Annotated in this window: 19 protein-coding genes; 10 read left to right on the top strand and 9 right to left on the bottom strand. The window is 71.0% G+C overall.

From position 1 onward, the window contains the following. The first annotated feature begins 271 nt into the window (after window positions 1–271). Both ddaH and rocD read left to right on the top strand, forming a co-directional pair. A complete protein-coding gene (gene ddaH / locus AB663_RS01840; protein ID WP_067195111.1) occupies window positions 272–1,138 on the top strand; it encodes a dimethylargininase in 867 nt (288 codons plus the stop codon). Further along, entirely contained in the window at window positions 1,135–2,331 is a 1,197-nt protein-coding gene (gene rocD, locus AB663_RS01835) for an ornithine--oxo-acid transaminase (protein WP_198147902.1), read from the top strand. Before ddaH ends, rocD begins: the two co-directional genes overlap by 4 nt. 55 nt (window positions 2,332–2,386) lie before the next feature. Here the strand turns inward: rocD and AB663_RS01830 are convergent, their stop codons facing one another. From AB663_RS01830 to AB663_RS01820, 3 genes are read right to left on the bottom strand one after another with little or no spacing between them, the layout of a single operon-like run. Continuing rightward, window positions 2,387–2,782 carry a hypothetical protein gene (locus tag AB663_RS01830; RefSeq protein ID WP_157540817.1) on the bottom strand — a complete coding sequence of 132 codons (396 nt, stop codon included), beginning with the start codon at window positions 2,780–2,782 and terminating at the stop codon, window positions 2,387–2,389. 54 nt (window positions 2,783–2,836) lie between these two features. After that, window positions 2,837–4,162 (bottom strand): MFS transporter, encoded by a 1,326-nt coding sequence (locus AB663_RS01825; protein ID WP_067201959.1) that lies wholly within the window; start codon window positions 4,160–4,162, stop codon window positions 2,837–2,839. Window positions 4,163–4,167: 5 nt separating this feature from the next. Continuing rightward, entirely contained in the window at window positions 4,168–4,608 is a 441-nt protein-coding gene (locus AB663_RS01820) for a MarR family winged helix-turn-helix transcriptional regulator (protein ID WP_067195102.1), read from the bottom strand. A gap of 92 nt (window positions 4,609–4,700) precedes the next feature. On the opposite strand from AB663_RS01820, the gene AB663_RS01815 reads away from it, so the two are divergent. The 5 genes from AB663_RS01815 to AB663_RS01795 all read left to right on the top strand — a co-directional run bounded on the left by AB663_RS01815 (window position 4,701) and on the right by AB663_RS01795 (window position 9,334). Then, complete coding sequence (locus tag AB663_RS01815; RefSeq protein ID WP_067201956.1) at window positions 4,701–5,438, top strand: copper homeostasis protein CutC; 738 nt, start codon at window positions 4,701–4,703, stop codon at window positions 5,436–5,438. 30 nt (window positions 5,439–5,468) lie between these two features. Further along, window positions 5,469–6,323, top strand: a complete 855-nt coding sequence (locus AB663_RS01810) for an alpha/beta fold hydrolase (protein WP_067195099.1) — start codon at window positions 5,469–5,471, stop codon at window positions 6,321–6,323. Window positions 6,324–6,431: 108 nt separating this feature from the next. Next, complete coding sequence (locus AB663_RS01805; RefSeq protein ID WP_067195098.1) at window positions 6,432–7,169, top strand: DUF1684 domain-containing protein; 738 nt, start codon at window positions 6,432–6,434, stop codon at window positions 7,167–7,169. A 33-nt stretch (window positions 7,170–7,202) separates the two neighbouring features. Continuing rightward, entirely contained in the window at window positions 7,203–8,252 is a 1,050-nt protein-coding gene (locus AB663_RS01800) for a lipoate--protein ligase family protein (RefSeq protein WP_067195094.1), read from the top strand. Window positions 8,253–8,353: 101 nt separating this feature from the next. Then, the gene (locus AB663_RS01795) at window positions 8,354–9,334 is read left to right on the top strand and encodes a site-specific DNA-methyltransferase (protein WP_067201953.1); all 981 of its coding nucleotides are present in this window, start codon (window positions 8,354–8,356) and stop codon (window positions 9,332–9,334) included. Between the two features lie 288 nt (window positions 9,335–9,622). Here AB663_RS01795 and AB663_RS01790 read toward each other — a convergent pair whose 3' ends face one another. The 3 genes from AB663_RS01790 to AB663_RS01780 are packed head-to-tail and all read right to left on the bottom strand — an operon-like array spanning window position 9,623 to window position 12,127. Beyond that, window positions 9,623–11,026: an NAD(P)/FAD-dependent oxidoreductase gene (locus AB663_RS01790; RefSeq protein WP_067195091.1), complete on the bottom strand. Its 1,404-nt coding sequence runs from the start codon at window positions 11,024–11,026 to the stop codon at window positions 9,623–9,625. A 20-nt stretch (window positions 11,027–11,046) separates the two neighbouring features. Further along, window positions 11,047–11,514 carry an Lrp/AsnC family transcriptional regulator gene (locus AB663_RS01785; protein ID WP_067195088.1) on the bottom strand — a complete coding sequence of 156 codons (468 nt, stop codon included), beginning with the start codon at window positions 11,512–11,514 and terminating at the stop codon, window positions 11,047–11,049. Window positions 11,515–11,554: 40 nt separating this feature from the next. Then, window positions 11,555–12,127: a GNAT family N-acetyltransferase gene (locus AB663_RS01780; protein WP_067195084.1), complete on the bottom strand. Its 573-nt coding sequence runs from the start codon at window positions 12,125–12,127 to the stop codon at window positions 11,555–11,557. Window positions 12,128–12,222: 95 nt separating this feature from the next. On the opposite strand from AB663_RS01780, the gene AB663_RS01775 reads away from it, so the two are divergent. The 3 genes from AB663_RS01775 to AB663_RS01765 are packed head-to-tail and all read left to right on the top strand — an operon-like array spanning window position 12,223 to window position 15,661. Continuing rightward, window positions 12,223–13,362, top strand: coding sequence for an ROK family transcriptional regulator (locus AB663_RS01775; RefSeq protein WP_067195081.1), 1,140 nt, complete (start codon window positions 12,223–12,225; stop codon window positions 13,360–13,362). Beyond that, complete coding sequence (locus AB663_RS01770) at window positions 13,359–14,282, top strand: polysaccharide deacetylase family protein (RefSeq protein WP_067195078.1); 924 nt, start codon at window positions 13,359–13,361, stop codon at window positions 14,280–14,282. The genes AB663_RS01775 and AB663_RS01770 overlap by 4 nt, the downstream gene beginning before the upstream one ends. Next, a complete protein-coding gene (locus tag AB663_RS01765; RefSeq protein ID WP_232304603.1) occupies window positions 14,279–15,661 on the top strand; it encodes an MFS transporter in 1,383 nt (460 codons plus the stop codon). The genes AB663_RS01770 and AB663_RS01765 overlap by 4 nt, the downstream gene beginning before the upstream one ends. Before the next feature lie 158 nt (window positions 15,662–15,819). Here the strand turns inward: AB663_RS01765 and galE are convergent, their stop codons facing one another. The 3 genes from galE to galT all read right to left on the bottom strand — a co-directional run bounded on the left by galE (window position 15,820) and on the right by galT (window position 19,457). Continuing rightward, window positions 15,820–16,791, bottom strand: a complete 972-nt coding sequence (galE, locus tag AB663_RS01760) for a UDP-glucose 4-epimerase GalE (protein ID WP_067195075.1) — start codon at window positions 16,789–16,791, stop codon at window positions 15,820–15,822. Between the two features lie 243 nt (window positions 16,792–17,034). Further along, a complete protein-coding gene (galK, locus tag AB663_RS01755; protein WP_067195072.1) occupies window positions 17,035–18,279 on the bottom strand; it encodes a galactokinase in 1,245 nt (414 codons plus the stop codon). Further along, window positions 18,276–19,457, bottom strand: a complete 1,182-nt coding sequence (gene galT, locus AB663_RS01750; RefSeq protein ID WP_067201947.1) for a galactose-1-phosphate uridylyltransferase — start codon at window positions 19,455–19,457, stop codon at window positions 18,276–18,278. Before galT ends, galK begins: the two co-directional genes overlap by 4 nt. Window positions 19,458–19,542: the final 85 nt, after the last annotated feature.

The raw sequence follows: 19,542 nt of genomic DNA, 5'->3' as shown, positions 1-19,542 counted from the left end.
GAACACACAGGGCGGGCGGGAACGCACAGTGTCGACGGCACGGGACTCGGCGGGGCAGGAGACGGCGGCGGGGCGGGAGGCGGAGGCGGATGGAGCGGCTGCGCGTCTCCTGATACCCGCCGGTCGCTCTGGCGACGCACAGGCCGCGGATGACAGAATGGATGCCGGCGTGCCCGAGTCGCATCTTCCCCGCGCCGCTCCGAGCGTCGCGGGTCGAAGGACCGCCGGGCCCCTGGACAGCGTCCGCCGCACCTGTTCGTCAAGGAGCACCATGTCGACGCCTGAAGCCGCCGTCACCGCAGCACCCTCCCGCACTGCGCACCACCGCCACTACCTCATGTGCCGGCCCGAGTACTTCACGGTGAACTACTCCATCAACCCCTGGATGGAGCCGGCCAACCCCACGGATACGGCCAAGGCCGTTGCGCAGTGGCAGAAGCTGTACGACCTCTACGTGGAACTCGGCCACGACGTCGAGCTCATCGACCCGCTCCCCGGCTACCCCGACATGGTCTACACGGCCAACGGCGGCTTCGTGATCGACGGACGCGCCTATGTGCCGAAGTTCCGCTTCGTCGAGCGTCAGGGTGAGGCCCCCGCGTTCGCCGACTGGTTCCGTGCCGCCGGCTACGACACGATCGAGCCGCAGGAGGTCAACGAGGGTGAGGGAGACTTCCTCCTCGCGGGCGACGTGATCCTCGCCGGCACCGGGTTCCGCTCGACCGGCGACAGCCACCGCGAAGTCGGGGAGGTGTTCGGCCGCGAGGTCGTCACGTTGAACCTCGTCGACCCGCGCTTCTACCACCTCGACACGGCGATCGCGGTGCTCGACCCCGTCGTGCCCGAGGGTGAGCACCCCACCATCGCGTATCTGCCCGGCGCGTTCGACGACGCGAGCCGCGAGATCCTCGAGGAGCGCTTCCCCGACGCCATCCTCGTGTCCGACGAGGACGGCGCGGTCTTCGGCCTCAACTCGTCGAGTGACGGCTACAACGTGATCATCTCCCCCCGCGCGAAGGGCTTCGAGAAGCAGCTGCGCGACCGCGGCTACAACCCCATCACCGTCGATCTGTCGGAGCTGCTGCTCGGCGGCGGCGGCATCAAGTGCTGCACCCTCGAGCTTCGGGACGCGGAGTGACCGCCGTCGAGACTGCGGCGGAGCCGCACGTCGCCCGCAACTACAACCCGCTGCCCGTGATGATCGCGCGCGGCGAGGGAGCCTGGGTCACCGACGTCGAGGGCAAGCGCTACCTCGACCTGCTCGCCGCGTATTCCGCAGTGAACTTCGGGCACCGGCATCCGGCGATCGTCGCCGCGCTCACCGAGCAGCTGGGGCGCGTCACGCTCCCCAGCCGCGCCTTCATGAGCGACCGTCTCGAGCCGTTCGCCGCCGCGCTCGCCGCGCTCGCCGGCAAAGACATGGTGCTGCCGATGAACACCGGGGCCGAGGCCGTCGAGACCGGCATCAAGGTGGCGCGTGCCTGGGGCTACCGGGTCAAGGGCGTGGCCGACGGGAAGGCACGGATCATCGTCGCGGCCGGCAACTTCCACGGACGCACCACGACCATCGTCAGCTTCAGCGACGACGAGCAGGCGCGCGACGATTTCGGCCCGTACACCCCGGGATTCGACGTCGTGCCGTACGGCGACGCGGATGCCGTGGCCGCCGCGATCACCGACGACACGGTCGCGGTGCTGATCGAGCCCATCCAGGGTGAGGGCGGCGTGATCATCCCGCCAGACGGCTACCTCCGCCGCATCCGCGAGATCTGCGACGAGCGCCGCGTGCTCTTCATCGCCGACGAGATCCAGTCGGGACTCGGCCGTGTGGGCGAGACCTTCGCGTGCGATCGCGAGGGCGTCGTGCCCGACCTCTACCTGCTGGGCAAGGCCCTCGGCGGCGGCATCCTCCCGGTCTCCGCTGTCGTCGGCGACGCCGACGTGCTGGGTGTGATCCGACCGGGGGAGCACGGCTCGACGTTCGGCGGCAACCCGCTCGCGGCCGCTGTGGGCCTGCGGGTGGTGGAGATGCTCGAATCCGGCGAGTTCCAGGAGCGAGCCAGGGCGCTCGGCGAGCACCTGGCGCAGGCGCTGCAGCCGCTCGTCGGCCACGGTGTCACGGCCGTGCGCATCGCGGGGCTGTGGGCGGGCGTCGACCTCGACCCTGCGCGTGGCACGGGTCGCGAGATCGCCGAGAGGCTTCTCGATCGCGGTGTGCTCGTCAAGGACACGCACGGGCAGACGATCCGCATCGCGCCGCCCATCGTGGTCCGCGCCACCGAGCTCGACTGGGCCGTGGAACAGCTGCGGGTGGTGCTCGAGGCGTCCTGAGCCCCAGCCGCCGCCGGTCAGGCCGGCCACCGGCGGTCAGGCCGGCCGCCGCCAGTCAAGCCGGCGGGTTGTCCGGGTCGAGGGTCTTCAGGCTGTCGTCCTCGACCGGATTGTCGGCGTCGAGCTGCTCGGCCGTCGTGTCGTCTCCGCCGAGCGGTGCCTCCCGCGAGGGGCCTGCGTCGCCCTGGATGGCACCGCCGGTCGACTCGCCGCGGTCACTGTCGCCCTGGATGGCGCCGCCCGTCGATCCCGGGCCCGCGTCGGCTTCGTCTGCTTGGTCGCCCGTGCGCCCGTCCGGCGCTGAATTGTGCCCGGGCGTATGCTCCGGGTAGTCGCCTTGCGGCGCCGTCGCGTCGCGGGAATCGTCGCTCTGCATCGGGGGAGTCCCCACTCCGGGCGCGCCCTCTGCGGGCTCCTCGGGGTGAGGCGTGCGTCCTGTGTTCTGATCCATGCCGGCGACGCTACGCTCGCCCTTCGCGTGGGTGCAGGGGGTTGACAGAGCCGCTCAGCGCTTCTTCGCGGTGCGGATCGGCGTGGTCGCGGCGGCCTCGTCGCTGAACTCCACGGGGTCGACCTCGTCGATGATGCTCACCGGCCGCGTCTCGTCGAGCGTCATGAGGAACCGGCGCTTCTCGTCGCGGTGCAGGCGGCCCGAGGTCAGCACCCACGCGATGCCGATGCCGCACGCCAGCAGTCCGGCCGCGCCGCCGAGCATGATGGCGACGCGAGGGCCGGCAGCGTCGGCCACCCACCCGGCGATCGGCGCACCCACGGGCGTCGACCCCATGATGACGGCCATGTAGAGGGCCAGCACCCGGCCGCGCAGCGCGGCATCCGTCGTCGTCTGCACGTAGCCGTTCGCCGTGGTCAGCAGCGTCACGATCGTGAAGCCGGTGAACATGAGGCTCACAGCGTAGAGGGCGTAGGTCGGCATGGCCGCGGCCACGAACGCCACGATGCCGAAGCCGCCGGCGGCGAGGATCACGATGCGCACTCTGGCGCGGTCGCGCCGCGCAGCCAGGAGCGCCCCGGCCAGCGAGCCGATCGCGAGGATCGAGCTCAGCACGCCGTAACCGTCGGCGCCGGCCCCGAACTCGATCGCCATCGTCGAGGCGAAGATGGGGAAGTTCATGCCGAACGCGCCGATGAGGAACACCGTCACGAACACGACGCGCAGGTCGCTGCGGGCCCATACGTAGCGGAAGCCGGCCGCGAGACCTCCGCGGCTGCGGTTCTTCAGCCGGGGGGCGAGCTGGTTCTGCCGCATGAGCGTGAGCGCGACGAGCATCGCCAGGAAGGTCGCGGCGTTCGCGATGAACACCCACCCCGAGCCGATCGCGACGATCAGCAGTCCGCCCACGGCGGGGCCGATCATGCGGGCGAGGTTGAACGAGGCCGAGTTCAATGCCACCGCGTTCGACGTGTCGCCCGTGGAGACCATGTCCGACACGAACGCCTGGCGGGCGGGGGCGTCGAAGGCGTTGACGGTGCCGAACGCCGCGGCGAACCCGAGCATCATCGGCAGCGTCATGACGCCGCTGAGCAGCAGCACGCCCACCGCGACGGCGAGCAGGAGGAGGGCGGTCTGCGTCGTCATGAGGATGCGCCGGCGGTCGAAGCGATCGGCGACCCACCCGGTGAGGCTCACGAGCACCAGCGGCGGCCCGAACTGCAGGGCCATCGTGACGCCCATGGCGGTGGCGTCGTTGTCGGTGAGCTCGGTCAGCACGACCCAGTCCTGCGCCGTCGCCTGCATCCAGCCGCCCACGTTCGAGACCAGGGCGCCGGCGAACCAGATGCGGTAGTTCACGTTCGCGAAGGATCGGAACATGCCGCTCATCGCTCCACCACCTTTCGCATCAGGGCGCTCGCCGCGCGCAGCGTCGCCAGGTCCTCGTCCGAGAAGTCGAGCTCGGCCAGCATCTCCGCGAGCAGGTCGTCGCGGCGCTGGATCGTCTGCGCGACGATCTCGGTGCCGGCATCCGTGATCTCCACGAGCACCCGGCGCCGGTCGGCCTCGTCGGTCGTGCGGCGCACGTACCCCTGCTCTTCGAGACCGTTGATCATGCTCGTCATGGATGGCGCCGTGACCCGCTCGCCTTCGGCGAGGGCCGTGATCGTGCGGACGCCGTGCATGCGCAAGGTCGCGAGCACCGCCAGCTGCGCGTCGCTCATGGCGTCGACGGCGCGAGCGCAGCGGAGCCGCCGGGCGAGCCGGAACGTGGCCAAGCGCAGGTCTGTCGCGGTGAGGCGGAGGGCTTCATCGGACGCAGACATTACTTAGACAGTCTAAGTAATTTCCGGCGCGGACGGAAGGGCGGATGCCGCGCGCACGCGAGAAGCTCCGCCGCGCGCGCGAGAATGAGAGGATGCCGCACACGCCCGCCGTCGAGATCGCCGTCCAGGACCCGGCAGGGGTCCGCATCGCAGGGGAGGTCGGCGCCGCGAGGGTCGAGCTCGCACAGGCACTCACCCTGGGTGGCCTCACCCCCTCGCCCGCCACCCTCGAGCTGTGCCTCGCGGTCGCCGCGGAAGCCGGTGTCGAGGTGCACGTGCTCGTGCGGCCGCGGGCCGGCGACTTCCACTACGACGCGGACGAGATCGCGCTGACCGAGCTCGACGTGCGCCGAGCGATCGCGGCCGGAGCGCACGGCGTCGTCGTCGGCGCGCTCGACGACGACGCACGGCTCGACCTCGACGCCATGGCGAGGCTGCGCGATGCGGCGGACGGAGCATCCGTCACTCTGCACAGGGCGATCGACGTCACGCCCGACCCCGTCGCCACCCTCGCCGCGGCCCGCTCGCTCGGCCTCAGGCGCGTGCTCACCTCGGGAGGCGCCTCGGCCGCCATCGACGGCATCGACACGCTTCGCCGGCTCGTCGCCGAGGCGGCGGGGGACATCGAGGTCATGGCAGGCAGCGGGGTCGACGCGGCATCCGCCCCTGCCCTCGCCGCGACCGGCGCCGACGCCCTGCACTTCTCCGCCAAACGGACCGTGCTCGCACAGGGCGGTGTGCGCATGGGCTCAGCGGCCGACGGCGTGGGCGGGTACGAGGTCACCGACCTCGCCACGGCCCGCGCCATCGTCGCGGCCATAGCGGGCTGACGGGCCGGCACGCGTCGGTAGGGTGGGGACGTGACCGAGACCAGGGAGTTCACGGATGCCTACGGCATCGCGATCGTCTACGACGTGCACCCGGCGGCGGGGGAGGCCCGCGGCGTCGTGCAGCTGCTGCACGGGGTGGGCGAGCACGCGGGGCGCTACGGCGCCCTGATCGCGGCGCTCACCGAGGCCGGGTTTCACGTCTACGCCGACGACCATCGCGGACACGGGCGCACCGGCATCCGGCAGCACGGCGGACCGGCCAAGCTCGGCCGGCTCGGCAAAGGCGGGCTGCGCGCAGCCGAGGAGGCCGTGTGGCAGCTCACCGGCATCATCCGCGCCGAGCATCCCGATCTGCCGCTCGTGCTGCTGGGGCACTCGTGGGGCTCGTTCCTCGCGCAGATGCTCCTGAACCACCATCCCGAGGCCTATGACGCCGTGATCCTGTCGGGCTCTGCGCTGCGGATGCCCGGGTCTCTCAACGCCGCGCCGCTCAACGCCCGCTGGGCGGGGCCGGACGCCACGGGCTTCGAGTGGCTCTCGCGCGACCCCGCCGTGTGGGCGTCGTTCGACGAAGACCCGCTCACCACCGACGTCCCGCTGCTGAAGCTGTTCGGACCGATCGAGGCCGCCCGGCTCTACGGCCGCCCGCGCAAGGACCTCGGCCGCGACATCCCGATGCTGCTCATGGTGGGTCGCGACGATCCGGTCGGCGGTCCGCGCAGCGTGCACAAGCTCGCCGACGAGTACCGGCGCCGCTCGGGTCTCACCGATGTCACGACCCTCGTCTACCCCGACGCCAGGCACGAGATCTTCAACGAGCTGCAGCAGGACGAGGTGCGCGCCGACGTGCTCTCCTGGCTCGAACGGCACATCCCCGCGCGCTGAAACATTTCGCCCGGTGTCGCGGCGTTACGCCGAGTGCAACGGTGTGACGTCATCTTCTTCGCGGCCTCCGCTCCCGTCGTAGATTCGCGGCGAGAGAGAGGGATGCGCATGAGCTTCGTGGACGACTGGCGCGCGTGGCACGCCTCGCGGGAGCGGTACGCGGGGGCCGAGTACGGACCGTCAGCCCTGGAATCCACGAACTGGCTCATCACCGAGCCCGCCGCGGTCGACGGGGTGCCAGGGCTGTGGGCGCTCACCGGCGACGGCGGCATCCGCGGAACGGAGCTCGGCGTCTCCGGCCGGACCGTGACGCTGCGGGGCACCGAGACGATGCGCTTCGGCCGCCGTGAGCTGCGCGTGTTCGACCGGAACGGCACCGTCGCGCTGCGTGTCTTCAACCCTGCGCGGCCGCAGCGGGTGCATTTCAGCGCGATCGACGCCTATCCGCCGCGCGAGTCGTGGCGCCTCCCCGCCGTGTTCGAACCGACGCCCGACGAGCGCATCGTGATCACGGCGGTCGACGGCGTCGAGCACGAGTCGGTGGTCGCAGGGCGGCTGCACTTCGAGCTCGACGGCAACCCGCAGACGCTGACCGTGACGCGCGGATCGCAGGGAGGCCTCGGCGCGGTGTTCGGCGACGCGACCAACGGTGTCGAGACGTACCGGTTCCGTTTCCTGCCCATCGAAGAGCCATCGGCCGAGGGGACCGCATGGGTGGACTTCAACCGTGCCTACCTCCCGCCCTGCGCGTTCTCCGACCAGTTCGTCTGCCCGCTGCCGCCGCTCGGCAACAGGTACACGGCCTCGATCAGGGCGGGCGAGAGAGCGGTGATCCTCGGGGCCTGAGCCGCCGTCGTGCGCGCGCCTTAAGCTGGAGTCGTGCACGGAGAATACAAGGTCCCCGGAGGGAAGCTCGTCGTCGTCGACCTCGACGTCGAGAACGGCAGGCTCGCGAACTTCCGGCTCGCCGGCGACTTCTTCCTCGAACCCGACACGGCACTCGACGCGATCAACGCCGCTGTGAACGGGCTGCCGGAGGGGACGGATGCCGTCGCCATCGCCGCCGCCGTCCGTGCGGCGTTGCCCGACGGGGCGCAGCTGCTGGGCTTCACGCCCGAGGCGGTCGGCACCGCGGTGCGCCGCGCTCTCGTCACCGCCCCTGGCTGGCGTGACTTCGACTGGGAGATCGTGCACGAGAAGGCGGTCTCGCCGCGCATGAACCTCGCGCTCGACGAGGTGCTGACCTCGCGCGTCGGCGAAGGACGGCGTCGCCCCACCCTGCGCATCTGGGAGTGGGACGAGTCGGCCGTCGTCATCGGCTCGTTCCAGTCGTACCGCAACGAGGTCGACCCCGATGGGGCGGCCAGGCACGGGTTCGACGTCGTCCGGCGCATCTCCGGCGGCGGGGCGATGCTCATGGCCGCGGGACAGATCATCACGTACTCGCTGTACGTGCCGGCATCCCTCGTCGCGGGCATGACGTTCGCCGACTCCTACGCCTTCCTCGACGACTGGGTGCTGCAGGCCCTGCGCTCGCTCGGGATCGACGCCGTCTACCAGCCGCTCAACGACATCGCCTCGTCCACCGGCAAGATCGGCGGGGCCGCGCAGAAGCGGCTCGCGAACGGCGGAGTGCTGCACCACGCGACCCTGTCGTACGACATCGACGGCAAGGTCATGACCGAGGTGCTGCGCATCGGGCGCGAGAAGCTCAGCGACAAGGGCACGACCTCGGCCGCCAAGCGCGTCGATCCGCTGCGCAGCCAGACCGGGCTGCCGCGTGCCGAGATCATCGAGCGCTTCAAGGACACGTTCCGCTCGCTGACCTCGGCGGAGGACGGTGCGATCACGCCGGACGAGTACGCGGATGCCGAGGCGCTCGTCGCGTCGAAGTTCGCGACCGACGCGTGGCTGCACCGGGTTCCGTGACGGGGCCCTCGACCGACCCGGCGCCCTCGGCATCCGAAGACCGGGTGCCCGCGGCATCCGAGATTCGGGCGGACGCGGGCTTCTCGGACGATTCGGGCGGAATCGTCCGAGAGACGGCGGATGCTCCGAAGAACGCGGAGCGGCGGCGCGGAGCCGTCACGATCATCGAGGGCGACAACCTGGACGTCGCGGCGACCCTCCCCTCCGGATCGTTCACCCTGGTGTACCTGGATCCGCCGTTCAACACCGGCCGCACCAGGGAAAGGCAGGTGGTGACGGCACGCCGTATGGCGGCGGATGCCGGTGCTGACGACGCCCCCGATCGCGCTGAGCCGGAGCCGCAGGCCGACGCCGAGGACGATCGGGCAGGGCGGCCGGATGAGCGGGAGCCCGAGGTGCGGCACGGTTTCCACGGGCACCGGTACGAGCGGGTGCGGGGCATGCTGCGCACCTATGACGACCGCTTCGACGACTACGGCACGTTCCTCATGCCGCGGCTCGAGGAGGCCTGGCGGCTGCTCGCCGACGACGGCACCCTCTACCTGCACCTCGACTACCGCGAGGCCCACTACGCCAAGGTCATGCTCGACGCCGTGTTCGGGCGCGACTGCTTCCTCAACGAGCTCATCTGGGCGTATGACTACGGCGCGAAGTCGCGGCGCCGCTGGCCGACCAAGCACGACACGATCCTCGTATACGTGAAGAACCCGCGGACCTACGTGTTCAACTCCGACGACGTCGATCGTGAGCCGTACATGGCGCCGGGACTCGTCACGGCCGAGAAGGCCGCGCGCGGCAAGCTGCCAACGGACGTGTGGTGGCACACGATCGTTCCGACGACGGGGCGGGAGAAGACCGGGTATCCGACGCAGAAGCCCGAGGGCGTGCTCCGGCGCATCGTGACCGCGTCGAGCCGGCCGGGAGACCGCGTGCTCGACCTGTTCGCCGGGTCGGGGACGACGGGTGCCGTCGCCTCGGCCCTCGGCCGCGACGCCGTGCTCGTCGACGACAACCCCGAAGCCGTCCGCATCATGGCGGAGCGGATGCCGCACGCCGACGTACGAGCCCATCGCGCCGGTTGACCCGCCGCGCGCCGGTGCGGGGCATCCGGTTCTGGTCCGGCGTCCGGTTCGGACTCTGTGCCGGGCGTCCGGTTCCCGGTCGGCATCCGGTTCTGGAACCGGCTCTGGGCCGGGTTTCCGGTTTTGGAACCGGCTCTGGGCCGGCATCCGGTTGTTTTGTCGGAGTATTCCGGCGACCCGGTATCGACACGCCGGGTTTTCTCCCGACAATCAGGAAAACTCCCGACAAAGCGCACGGTGGACGGAATGGCCGCGGGCGCGGGCGGGTGCGGATGCCGGACGCGCGGGCTAGGAGTCGAACCCCATGCCCAGGGCGTCGAGGGTGCGGAGGAAGAGGTTGCGCCTGCCCTCGTTGTGGTCGGCGCGATCCATCGCTGCGCGCACGAGGTTGATGCCGATCGAGGCCGCCGGCTCCGGGGGGAACGGGAGCGGCTTCTCACGCACCATGCGCAGCTCGGTGCGCTCGGTCGGCCGGCCGGACAGCAGGTCGAGCATGACATCGGCGGCGAAGCGCGCGGCACCGACGCCGAGGCCGGTGAACCCGGTGGCGTACGCGACTCTCCCCTTCCGGGCCGTGCCGAAGAACGCGCAGAACCTGCTCGACGAGTCGATGGCGCCGGCCCACCGGTGCGTGAACCGGATGCCTTCGAGCTGCGGGAACGTGGTGAAGAAGTGCGATGCGAGCCGGCGGTGACTCTCCGGCCGGTCCTCGTACTCGGGGCGGACCTTGCCGCCGAAGTGGTAGACGGCGTCGTAGCCTCCGAAGAGGATCCGGTCGTCGGCCGTGAGCCGGTAGTAGTGGAACTGGTTGGCGCTGTCGGCGAGCCCCTGGCGGTTCGACCAGCCGATCGACGAGAGCTGCTCCGTCGTCAGCGGCTCCGTCATGAGCACGTAGTCGTACACCGGAACCGTCATCAGCCGATTGCGCCGCAGGAGCGACGGGAACACGTTGGTCGCCAGCGCGACGGCATCCGCTCGTACCGTGCCGCCCGAGGTGAGGAGCGCGACCGGGCCGTCACGGTCGGCGTCGATGCCTCGCACGATCGTGTGCTCGTGGATCTCGACCCCGAGGTCGAGGGCGACGCGCGCGAGCTCCATGCCGAGCTTGGCCGGATGCACGAGCGCACAGCCGTCGCGGTCCCAGGCGCCCGCGAGATAGGTCGGCGAGTGCACTTCGGACTGCACGGCGGCCTCGTCGAGGAAGCCGGGCTCGTCGCGGAGCCACTCCACCTGGTGCGGCTCCACCGCGAGCGCGAGCTGCCCGGTGCGCTCGAAGTCGACCCGCATGTCGTACGTCCGCACCGCCCTCTCGATGCCGTCGAGGTTCTCCCTGCCGAGTTCGTCGAGCCGGTCGATCTCCTCGGGCCACCGGTTCACGCCGTTGTCGTGCCCGTGCGTGAGACTCGCCTCGCAGAAACCGCCGTTGCGGCCGGACGCGGCCCACGCGACGCGCGACGCGTCGAGCAGCACGACGCGCCGCTCGGGGTCGCGCTCCTTCGCTCGCACCGCGGTCCACAGTCCGGTGTACCCGCCGCCGACGACGACCAGGTCGGCGCGAGTGTCGGCCGTGAGCGGCGGATGCTCCGGGCGGTCGACGTCCTCCAGCCAGAACACCGCGTGCCTGGTGTCGCGGAGCGCGGCGTCGATGACGGACTCGGCGGGTCTCCGGCGCTCGAAGACGGTGGTTGCCATGGGTGCTTCCCGAGGGCGCGTCAGCGCGTGCCCCAGTTGTAGAGGTCTTTGTAGAGACCGGCGTAGAGGAGGGTCTCGGTGTGCACGATCCCGGGGATGGTGCGGATGCGGGTCGCGATGAGCTCGATGAGGTCTTCGTCGCTCTCGCACACGGCCTCGACGAGGATGTCGAACGTGCCCAGGGTGACGACCACGTACGCCAATTCGGTGATCCGGGCGAGCTCCTGCGCGATGGAGCGCGGGTCGCCGTCGACGCGGATGCCGATCATCGACATGCGGTGGAACCCGAGCTGCATGGGATCGGTGACCGCGACGATCTGGACCCCCCCTGCCTCGGTGAGCCGCTGCACCCGCTGGCGCGCTGCTGCTTCGCTGAGACCCACCTCGCGGCCGATCTCGGCGTAGGGGCGGCGGCCGTCCTCCTGGAGGAGCTCCACGATGCGCTTGGAGATGTCATCGAGGACCGGCTGCTTCGGCGTCGCGCTCATATGCCGATATTGTCAGGCAAGCACCGATCTCGCAACAGAATCAGTCGTATGGAGCGGCTTCTGCATGCGAATCCGCACCATCCAGCGTGCACCTCAGCTGTTTCACCCTGCGGTGCTCGGCGAACGTCACCCGAGGGCGCGCGTCGAGCTTCGTCGCGCCATCCGCGAGCCAGCCGTGGCGCTCGTAGAAGGCGTCGGCGCGCTCGTTGCCGTCGAGCACCCACAGGTAGGCGCGCGCGTGTCCGGCATCCGCCAGGCGCCGCTCGGCGTCTTCGAGCAGCGCGTGGCCAGCTCCCGTCGACCACGCGCTCGGGTCGGCGTACAGCCCGTACACCTCTCCGTCGAGGAGGCGGTCGTCATCTCGACCAGCGCCGATCGACACCCACGCGACGATCTCGCCGCCGCGTTCGGCGACGAACGTGCCGAGCCCCGTGGGCAACGGCTGCGCGAGCACATCCCGCCATCCCTCGGCCCGCTCGCTGATCAGGAGCCCGTCGAGGACGTCTTGGGCGACCAGCCCGCGGTATGCCGCGCGCCATGCGCGCACGTGCACCGCAGCGATCCCGTCGGCGTCTGACGGGCGGGCCTCTCGGATCGTCAGCGGCGCCGTCATCCGTCCACCCTAAACCGGAGTGCGCAGGACCCGTCAGGTGTCGACAAGTACGACGCGATGTGTCATGCTGGGCGCGACGCGAGGGGGGGACCAGCATGGAGAGGCCGATCGCAGGACCGCAGTCGCTGCTGAGAGCACTGAACGGACGGGCCATCCTCGAAGCGCTCGGGCGCCGCGGACCGCTGACCCGCGCCGAGCTCATGAGCGAGACAGGGCTGTCGCGCACGGCCGTGACGCAGGTGCTGCGGATGCTCGAAGGGCACGGCGCCGTGGCTCCCGCCGGCGTCGACCGCGACACGCGCGGTCCTGCAGCCGGCCGCGTCGCGCTGCATCCGCGTCTGGGGTTCGCCGCTGCCGTGCATGTCGATCATCACGCCGCACACGTCGCGCTCGTCGATCCCACGGGCACGGTGCGCGCCGAGCAGCATGGCGCGTTTCCGCCCAGGGCCGATCGCGCCGAGCACATCGCCTCGCTCGTCGACGCGTGCCGTGGCGCCGTGAGCGGTCCGCTGCTCGTGGCGGTGGTCGCCGTGCCGGGCATCGTCACCGCAGACGGCGGCATCCGCGACGACCAGGGACCCGACGGAGGAGCCTTCCGCACGGCGCTCGCCGCACGGCTCGGGTGCCCCGTCCGCGTCGAGAACGACGTCAACCTCGCGGCTCTGGCCGAGCTCACGGCCGGAGTCGGCGCCGACCTCTCCAGCTTCGCCCTGCTCCTGCTCGACGGCGGACTTGGCGCGGGCATCGTGATCGACGGGGTACTGCACCGGGGGTTCTCCGGCGTCGCGGGGGAGGTCATGTACCTTCCGCAGACGCCGCTGCCCATCGGCGCGCCCGTTCTCGGAGACACCGTCGTGGGGGACCTCGCCCTCACCCATGGCCGCGACGTCGAGGCGCCGCTCGGGGATCACCTCGAAGCGGCGGCGGCCGGCGATGCCGCTGCGCTCGCGATGGCTGCGGAGATCGGCCGACGGCTCACGGTCGTGGCCGGAACCGTGGCGCTCGTGCTCGATCCCGAGGCCTTCGTGCTCAGCGGCACCGCCGCGCACCCCGTGCTCGTCGACGCGGTGGAACGCGTCGCCGAGGAGTTCGCGGCTCAGCTGCCGATGCGGTTCCTCGTGTCGTCGTTCGGGCCGGAGGCGCCCCTCATCGGCGCCATCGGAGAGGCGGCCTCGGCGCTGCGTGTGCGGCTGTTCAACGACATCCTGCCCGCGACAGACCGGAGACGCCGATGACCGGCCCGCTCATCGAAAGGCTCGGCCACCCGTCGGGGACGAGAGCCATCATCATCAACGCGGACGACTTCGGCATGTGCCATGCGGCGAACACTGCGATCGCCGAATTGCTGCCCGCCGGGCGCATCGACTCCACGACCGTCATGGTGCCGTGCGCGTGGTCCCCGGAGGCTCTGGCCTTCGCGGCCTCCCGCACGGACCTCGATGTCGGCGTGCACCTCGTGCTCACGAGCGAGTGGAGCCGGTACCGGTGGCGCCCGCTGACCGGCACGGCGACCACGCTCCTCGACGCCGACGGGTTCTTCCCCCACGACGTCGCGACGGTCGAGAGCACGGCGGATGCCGGAGACGTGGCGGCCGAGCTCGCCGCGCAACTGCAGGCAGCGCTCGACGCCGGGGTCGACGTCACGCACCTCGACAACCACATGGGCTCGGTGTACGGCCTGTTCACCGGGCGCGACTTCCTCGAGCCGGTATTCGCGCTGGCCGCCGCGCACGGGCTTCCGTTCCGGCTGCCGCGCAGCATGGACGGCACCGGCGACGATGCGGCGATGCAGCACAAGCTCGATGCGGCCGCAGCCGCGGCGGACGCGCTCGGCATCGAGATCATCGACCGTTTGTGGACGCATCCGTTCGAGCTCGCGGGCGAGGGCACCGACGACGAGGAGACGTACGAACAGGTGCGCGACGGGTTCATCGCGCTGCTGCGCGCCGTGCCCGCCGGTGTGACCGAGCTCTACCTGCACCCCATGGTCGATGACGACGAACTGCGAGCCGCCGTCGACTACTCCGCGGCCAAGCGCGGCTACGAACGGCGGATGCTCGCCGACCCGCTCGTGCATGCCGCGATCGCCGACGAAGGACTCGTGCGCATCGGATGGCGTGCCCTGCGCGACCTGCAGCGCGGGAGCATCCGGTGAGCCGGCGGGCGGGCGCGGCATCCGGAGGCGTGAACGGAACCCTGACGGCGAACCGAGCACGCGGACTCGCGGCGCTCCGCGACCGACGCCTCGATGCAGCTCCCTCACGTCTCCAGGCGGTCGCGTTCGGAGCATCCGGGTTTCCCACCCAGCTCATGGCGCAGACGTTCTCGGCGTTCGTCGTCTACTTCTACGTCACGCACCTCGGCGTGCCTCCGGCCTGGGTCGCCGGCGCGATGATCGCGCACGGCATCCTCAACGCCGTCCTCAACCCCGTCGTGGGTGCGCTCTCGGATCGCATCCGCACGCCGTGGGGTCGTCGCGTGCCGTGGATCGGTCTGGGGATCGTGCCCTTGGTCGTCGCGTTCGCATTGGTCTGGATGCCTCCTTCGCTCCCTGTGGGCGGACTGATCGTGTGGTTCCTCATCATCGTTGCGGTGTACGACATCGCCTTCGTGGTGGTGGTACTCAACGTCTCAGCGCTGTTCCCCGAGATCTTCCGCACGACCGAGGAGCGAGCGCGGGGCAACGTCCCCCGGCAGATCTTCGCGATCCTCGGCATGGTGCTGGGCACGGCCGGAGCGCCGGCCCTGTACGGAACCCTGGGCTGGCCGGGCATGGCCCTCGTGCTCGGCGCCGTGTGCCTCGTGTTGCTCGTGTGGTCGTTCGCCGGCGGAATGATCGAGCGGCGCGTGCCCGAGGCGGCATCCGAGGCGATGACGTGGCGGCGACAGCTCGCGCTCACGTTCGGCAACCGCGCGTTCGTGCCGTATGTGCTCGGGTCGCTCGCGGTGCAGACGTCGATCGCGATCATCCTCGCCGCGATCCCGTTTTACGTCCGGTATTCCCTGCGCGCAGACGAAGGTGCGGGCAGCATCCTGCTCGGCGCGATCTTCGTCACGGCAATACCGTCGATCGTGCTCTGGAGCGCCGTGGTGCGGCGGACGTCACCGCGCACGGCGGTTCTGTGGAGTGTCGGGGTGTTCGGCATCGCCGTGCTGGCGTACTGGCTCCCGACGTCCGTGCTGGGCGCGGCGCTCGTCGGCGTCGCTGTCGGCGTGGGGGTCGGCGGGTTGCTGCAGTTGCTCGAGGTGATGCTCGGGCAGATCATCGACGAGGACGCGGTCCGCACGGGGCATCGCCGCGAGGGCGCGTACTTCGGCGTCAACGGGTTCGTCGTGCGGGGGTCGGTCGTGCTTCAGGCGGTCGTCGCGGCGGCCGTGCTGACGGCATCCGGGTTCGACGCGTCGCTCGGCGATGCGCAGCCCGGCACGGTGGACGGCGGGATGCGGCTGATGCTCGCGGTGCTCCCGCTGGGCTTCACGGCCCTCGCGTGGCTGTGCTTCTGGCTCTACCCCATCCGTTCCCGCGACCTCTGACCCACTCGCCCCGCCCCAGGTCGCGGCGCTCAGGTCGCCCCGCTCAGGTCGCCGCGCTCAGGTCCCCGCGCTCAGGTATGACTTGTGGTCGGAAAATCGTCCGAAAACCGACCACAACTCATACCTGAGCGGAGGGGGGCCTGTCGGAGGGGGCGGGGTCAGCCTCGGCGGGCCTCCCAGCCGGTGCGGACCATGTCGTCGACGGAGTAGCGCATCTTCCAGCCCAGGTCGCGCGCGGCGAGCTCGCCCGTCGCGACGATCCGGTCGGGGTCGCCCGGACGGCGAGGGCCGATCTCGGGCGTGAAGTCGATGCCGGTCACGCGAGCCATGGCGTCCATGATCTGCTTCACGCTGAGCCCGTCGCCCGAGCCGAGGTTGTATGCCGGTTCGATCGGCGCGCCCGACGACAGCCGCTTCGCCGCCTCCACGTGCGCTGCGGCGATGTCGCCGACGTGCACGTAGTCACGCACGTTCGTGCCGTCGGGGGTGTCGTAGTCGTCGCCGTTGATGCGCGGCGTCTCGCCCGCGAGCAGCTTCTCGAACACGATCGGGAACAGGTTGTGCGGACTCACGTCGTACACCGCGGGGTCGGCGGATCCCACGACGTTGAAGTACCGCAGCGACGTGTGGCGCAGCGGATGCTCCGAGCCCGCGGTGGCGACGGCCTGGTCGCGCAGCATCCATTCGCCGATGAGCTTGGACTCGCCGTACGGACTCGCCGGCTTCTTCGGGGTGTCCTCGACCACGAGCGGGACGTCGGGTGTGCCGTACACCGCAGCCGACGACGAGAACACGATGTTCGCGACTCCTGCCGCCTCCATGGCCTCGAGCAGGATGCGGGTGCCCTCGACGTTCTGCGCGTAGGTGTGGAGCGGACGCTCGACCGACACGCCGGCGTACTTGAACCCCGCGACGTGGATGACCCCCTCGGCGTCGTGCTCGCGCAGCGCGTTCTCGACGAGCTCACGGTCGAGGATGCTGCCCTTCACGAACGGCACGCCCTCGGGTACGAACGACGCGACGCCGCTCGACAGGTCGTCGATCACGACCGGGGCGAGTCCGGCATCCGCGAGTGCGCGGACGACGTGCGATCCGATGTAGCCGGCCCCGCCGGTGACGATCCAGGACATGCGTTCCTCTCCTGCCGCCCTCGCGGCTCGGTTTCCCATTCTGTCAGCGTGTTCGGTCGCTTCCCCCGCCGGAGCTTCCCGGTGGTGTCGGTGCCGCCTCCGGGTCTCCGGGGTCCCCGGCGCCCTCCCTTGCCGTTCGAGTCGCATGAATTGCCCTCAAATCGGCCGAATCGGGGCAAATCATGCGACTCGAAAACTCGGCAGGGCCACCGGCCACCGGGCCAGGGCCACCGGCCACGGGTCTTAGGAGTCGCGACCGGCCCCGGCCGACGGCACCGCCGTGAACAGATGCGGTGCGGCGAAGCCGGCCTCGGCGAAGGCGGCGGTGACCGCATCCGACACGACGCGCTCGGCATCCGCCTCGATGAGCGCGATCGCCGCTCCTCCGAAGCCGCCGCCGGTCATCCGAGCTCCCAGAGCCCCCGCCGCGAGTGCGGCCTCCACAGCGGTGTCGAGCTCGGGCACCGAGATCGCGAAGTCGTCGCGCATCGACGCGTGCGAGGCCACGAGCAGATCGCCGATCGCGCGCGCCCCGTGCTCACGCAGCACGCGCACGGTGTCGAGCACGCGCTGGTTCTCGGTCACGACGTGACGCACGCGGCGGAAGGTCGCGTCGTCCATGAGCGCCTCCGCCCGCGGGAGATCGGTCACCGAGACGTCGCGCAGCGAGGGCACGCCCATGATCGCCGCTCCCCGCTCGCAGGAGGCTCGGCGCTCGCGGTATCCGCCCGTCGAGTGGGCGTGCTTGACGCGGGTGTCCATCACGAGGATGGCCAGTCCCGCCTCCGCGACGCCGAGAGGCACGAGGTGTGCCTCCAGCGACCGGCAGTCGAGGAAGATGGCGGCATCCGTCTCGCCGAGCATCGACGCCATCTGGTCCATGATCCCGGTGGGCGCACCGACCGCCTCGTTCTCGGCGCGGCGGCCGACGCGGGCGAGGGCGGTGCGATCGAGTCCGGCGTTCCACAGGTCGTTCAACGCGGATGCCGTCGCGCCCTCGATCGCGGCGGAGGACGACAGCCCGGCCCCCACGGGCACGTCGGAGGCGATCGCGATATCGACCCCGCGTACGGCGACACCCCCGCGCCCGGCTACACCCCCGGCCCCGGCGACCCCGGCCCCGCCCCCCGCCCCGGCGACCGACGCCGCCTCGGCGAGGGCCCACGCCACACCCAGCGGGTACGCAGCCCATTCCGGCACGGCGGGTTCGGAGCCCGTGGTCGTCGGGAACAGCCCGGCGAGCTCGTCGAGAGCCACGTCGACGGGTTCGGCGGCGAAGGTCGATGCGACGCGCACGCGGTCGTCACGGCGCACCCCGACGGCCGCGACAGTCCGGTGCGGGATGGCGAAGGGCAGCACGAACCCGTCGTTGTAGTCGGTGTGCTCGCCGATGAGGTTGACGCGACCGGGCGCCGACCACAGCCCATCGGGCTCCCGGCCGGTCAGATCGCGGAACAGCGCGGTGGCCGCGGCGTGCGTCGAGGTCATGCGGTGGTCTCCTCAGATCGTGCGATGGCGTCGCGGATGCGGGCGGCGCCCTGCTCCGGGGTGACCTCGGCAGCCCAGGCCCACATCGCGGCCTCGGAGCCGGCGAGGAACTTCAGCTTGTCGGCCGCACGGCGCGGGCTCGTCAGCTGCAGGTGCAGCCGCACCGTGTCGCGGCCGACGTGCACGGGCGCCTGGTGCCACGCGGCGATGTACGGCGTGGGCGTCTCGTAGAGCGCGTCGACGCCGCGGAGCAGCCGAAGATACAGCGGGGCGAGCTCGTCGCGCTCGGCATCCGTCGTCTCCGCCAGGTCGGGCACGTGCCGATGCGGCATGAGGTGCACCTCGAGCGGCCAGCGCGCCGCGAACGGCACGAACGCCGTCCAGTGCTCGCCCTGGAAGACGACCCGCTCCGAGCGCTGTTCCGACTCGAGGATGCGGTGGAACAGATCGGGAGCCGTGCGGTCGATGCTCTCGAGCACGCGGCTCGTGCGCGGCGTGACGTAGGGGTACGCGTAGATCTGGCCGTGCGGATGCGGCAGCGTCACGCCGATCGCCTCGCCGCGGTTCTCGAACGGGAACACCTGCTCCACTCCGGGGAGCTGCGCCAGCGCGGCCGTGCGGTCCGCCCACGCCTCGATGACCGTGCGCGCGCGTGTGACGGTCTGCGTGCCGAACGACCCCGTGTGCTCGGGGCTGAAGCACACCACTTCGCAGCGTCCGACAGCCGTGCGCGTGCGCCCGAGCCCGAGGGCGGCGAGATCGTCGAGCCCGCGCGGAGCGTTCGCCGCCGTAGGAGCGGCGCCGGCGACCGCCGGAGCGGCGCCGGAGGCCTCGGCGAGAGCGGGGCCGAACGCCGGCGACTTGTTCTCGAACACGGCGACGTCGTACAGAGACGGCACCTCAGACGGGTTCGTCGGAGACTGCGGTGCGAGGGGATCTGCGTCGGCGCCCGGCATCATGACCCGGTTCTGGCGGTTCGACGCGACCGTGATCCAGTCTCCGGTGAGCACGTCGAGGCGCATCGTCGCCGTCTCGGGCCGAGGGTCGAGCGTCCGCGCGTCGATGGAGCGTTCGGCCGGGAGCTCCGTGCCGGGGTCGTCGTAGTAGATGAGCTCGCGGCCGTCGGCCAGCACGGTGGCGCGCTTGACGACACCGGCGCCGAGGGTCTCGGTGCGCATCTCCGGGAGATTCTGCGTGTTCACGTAAACATGGTGGCACGGCCTCCGTGATAACGTCAACATGGATGCTGAACCGGCCGAGAAG

This window comes from Microbacterium sp. XT11 (genome assembly GCF_001513675.1).
Classification (GTDB): Bacteria; Actinomycetota; Actinomycetes; order Actinomycetales; family Microbacteriaceae; genus Microbacterium.
Note: the sequence above shows the minus strand (reverse complement) of the source record. Positions and strands in the feature narration are given on the sequence as shown.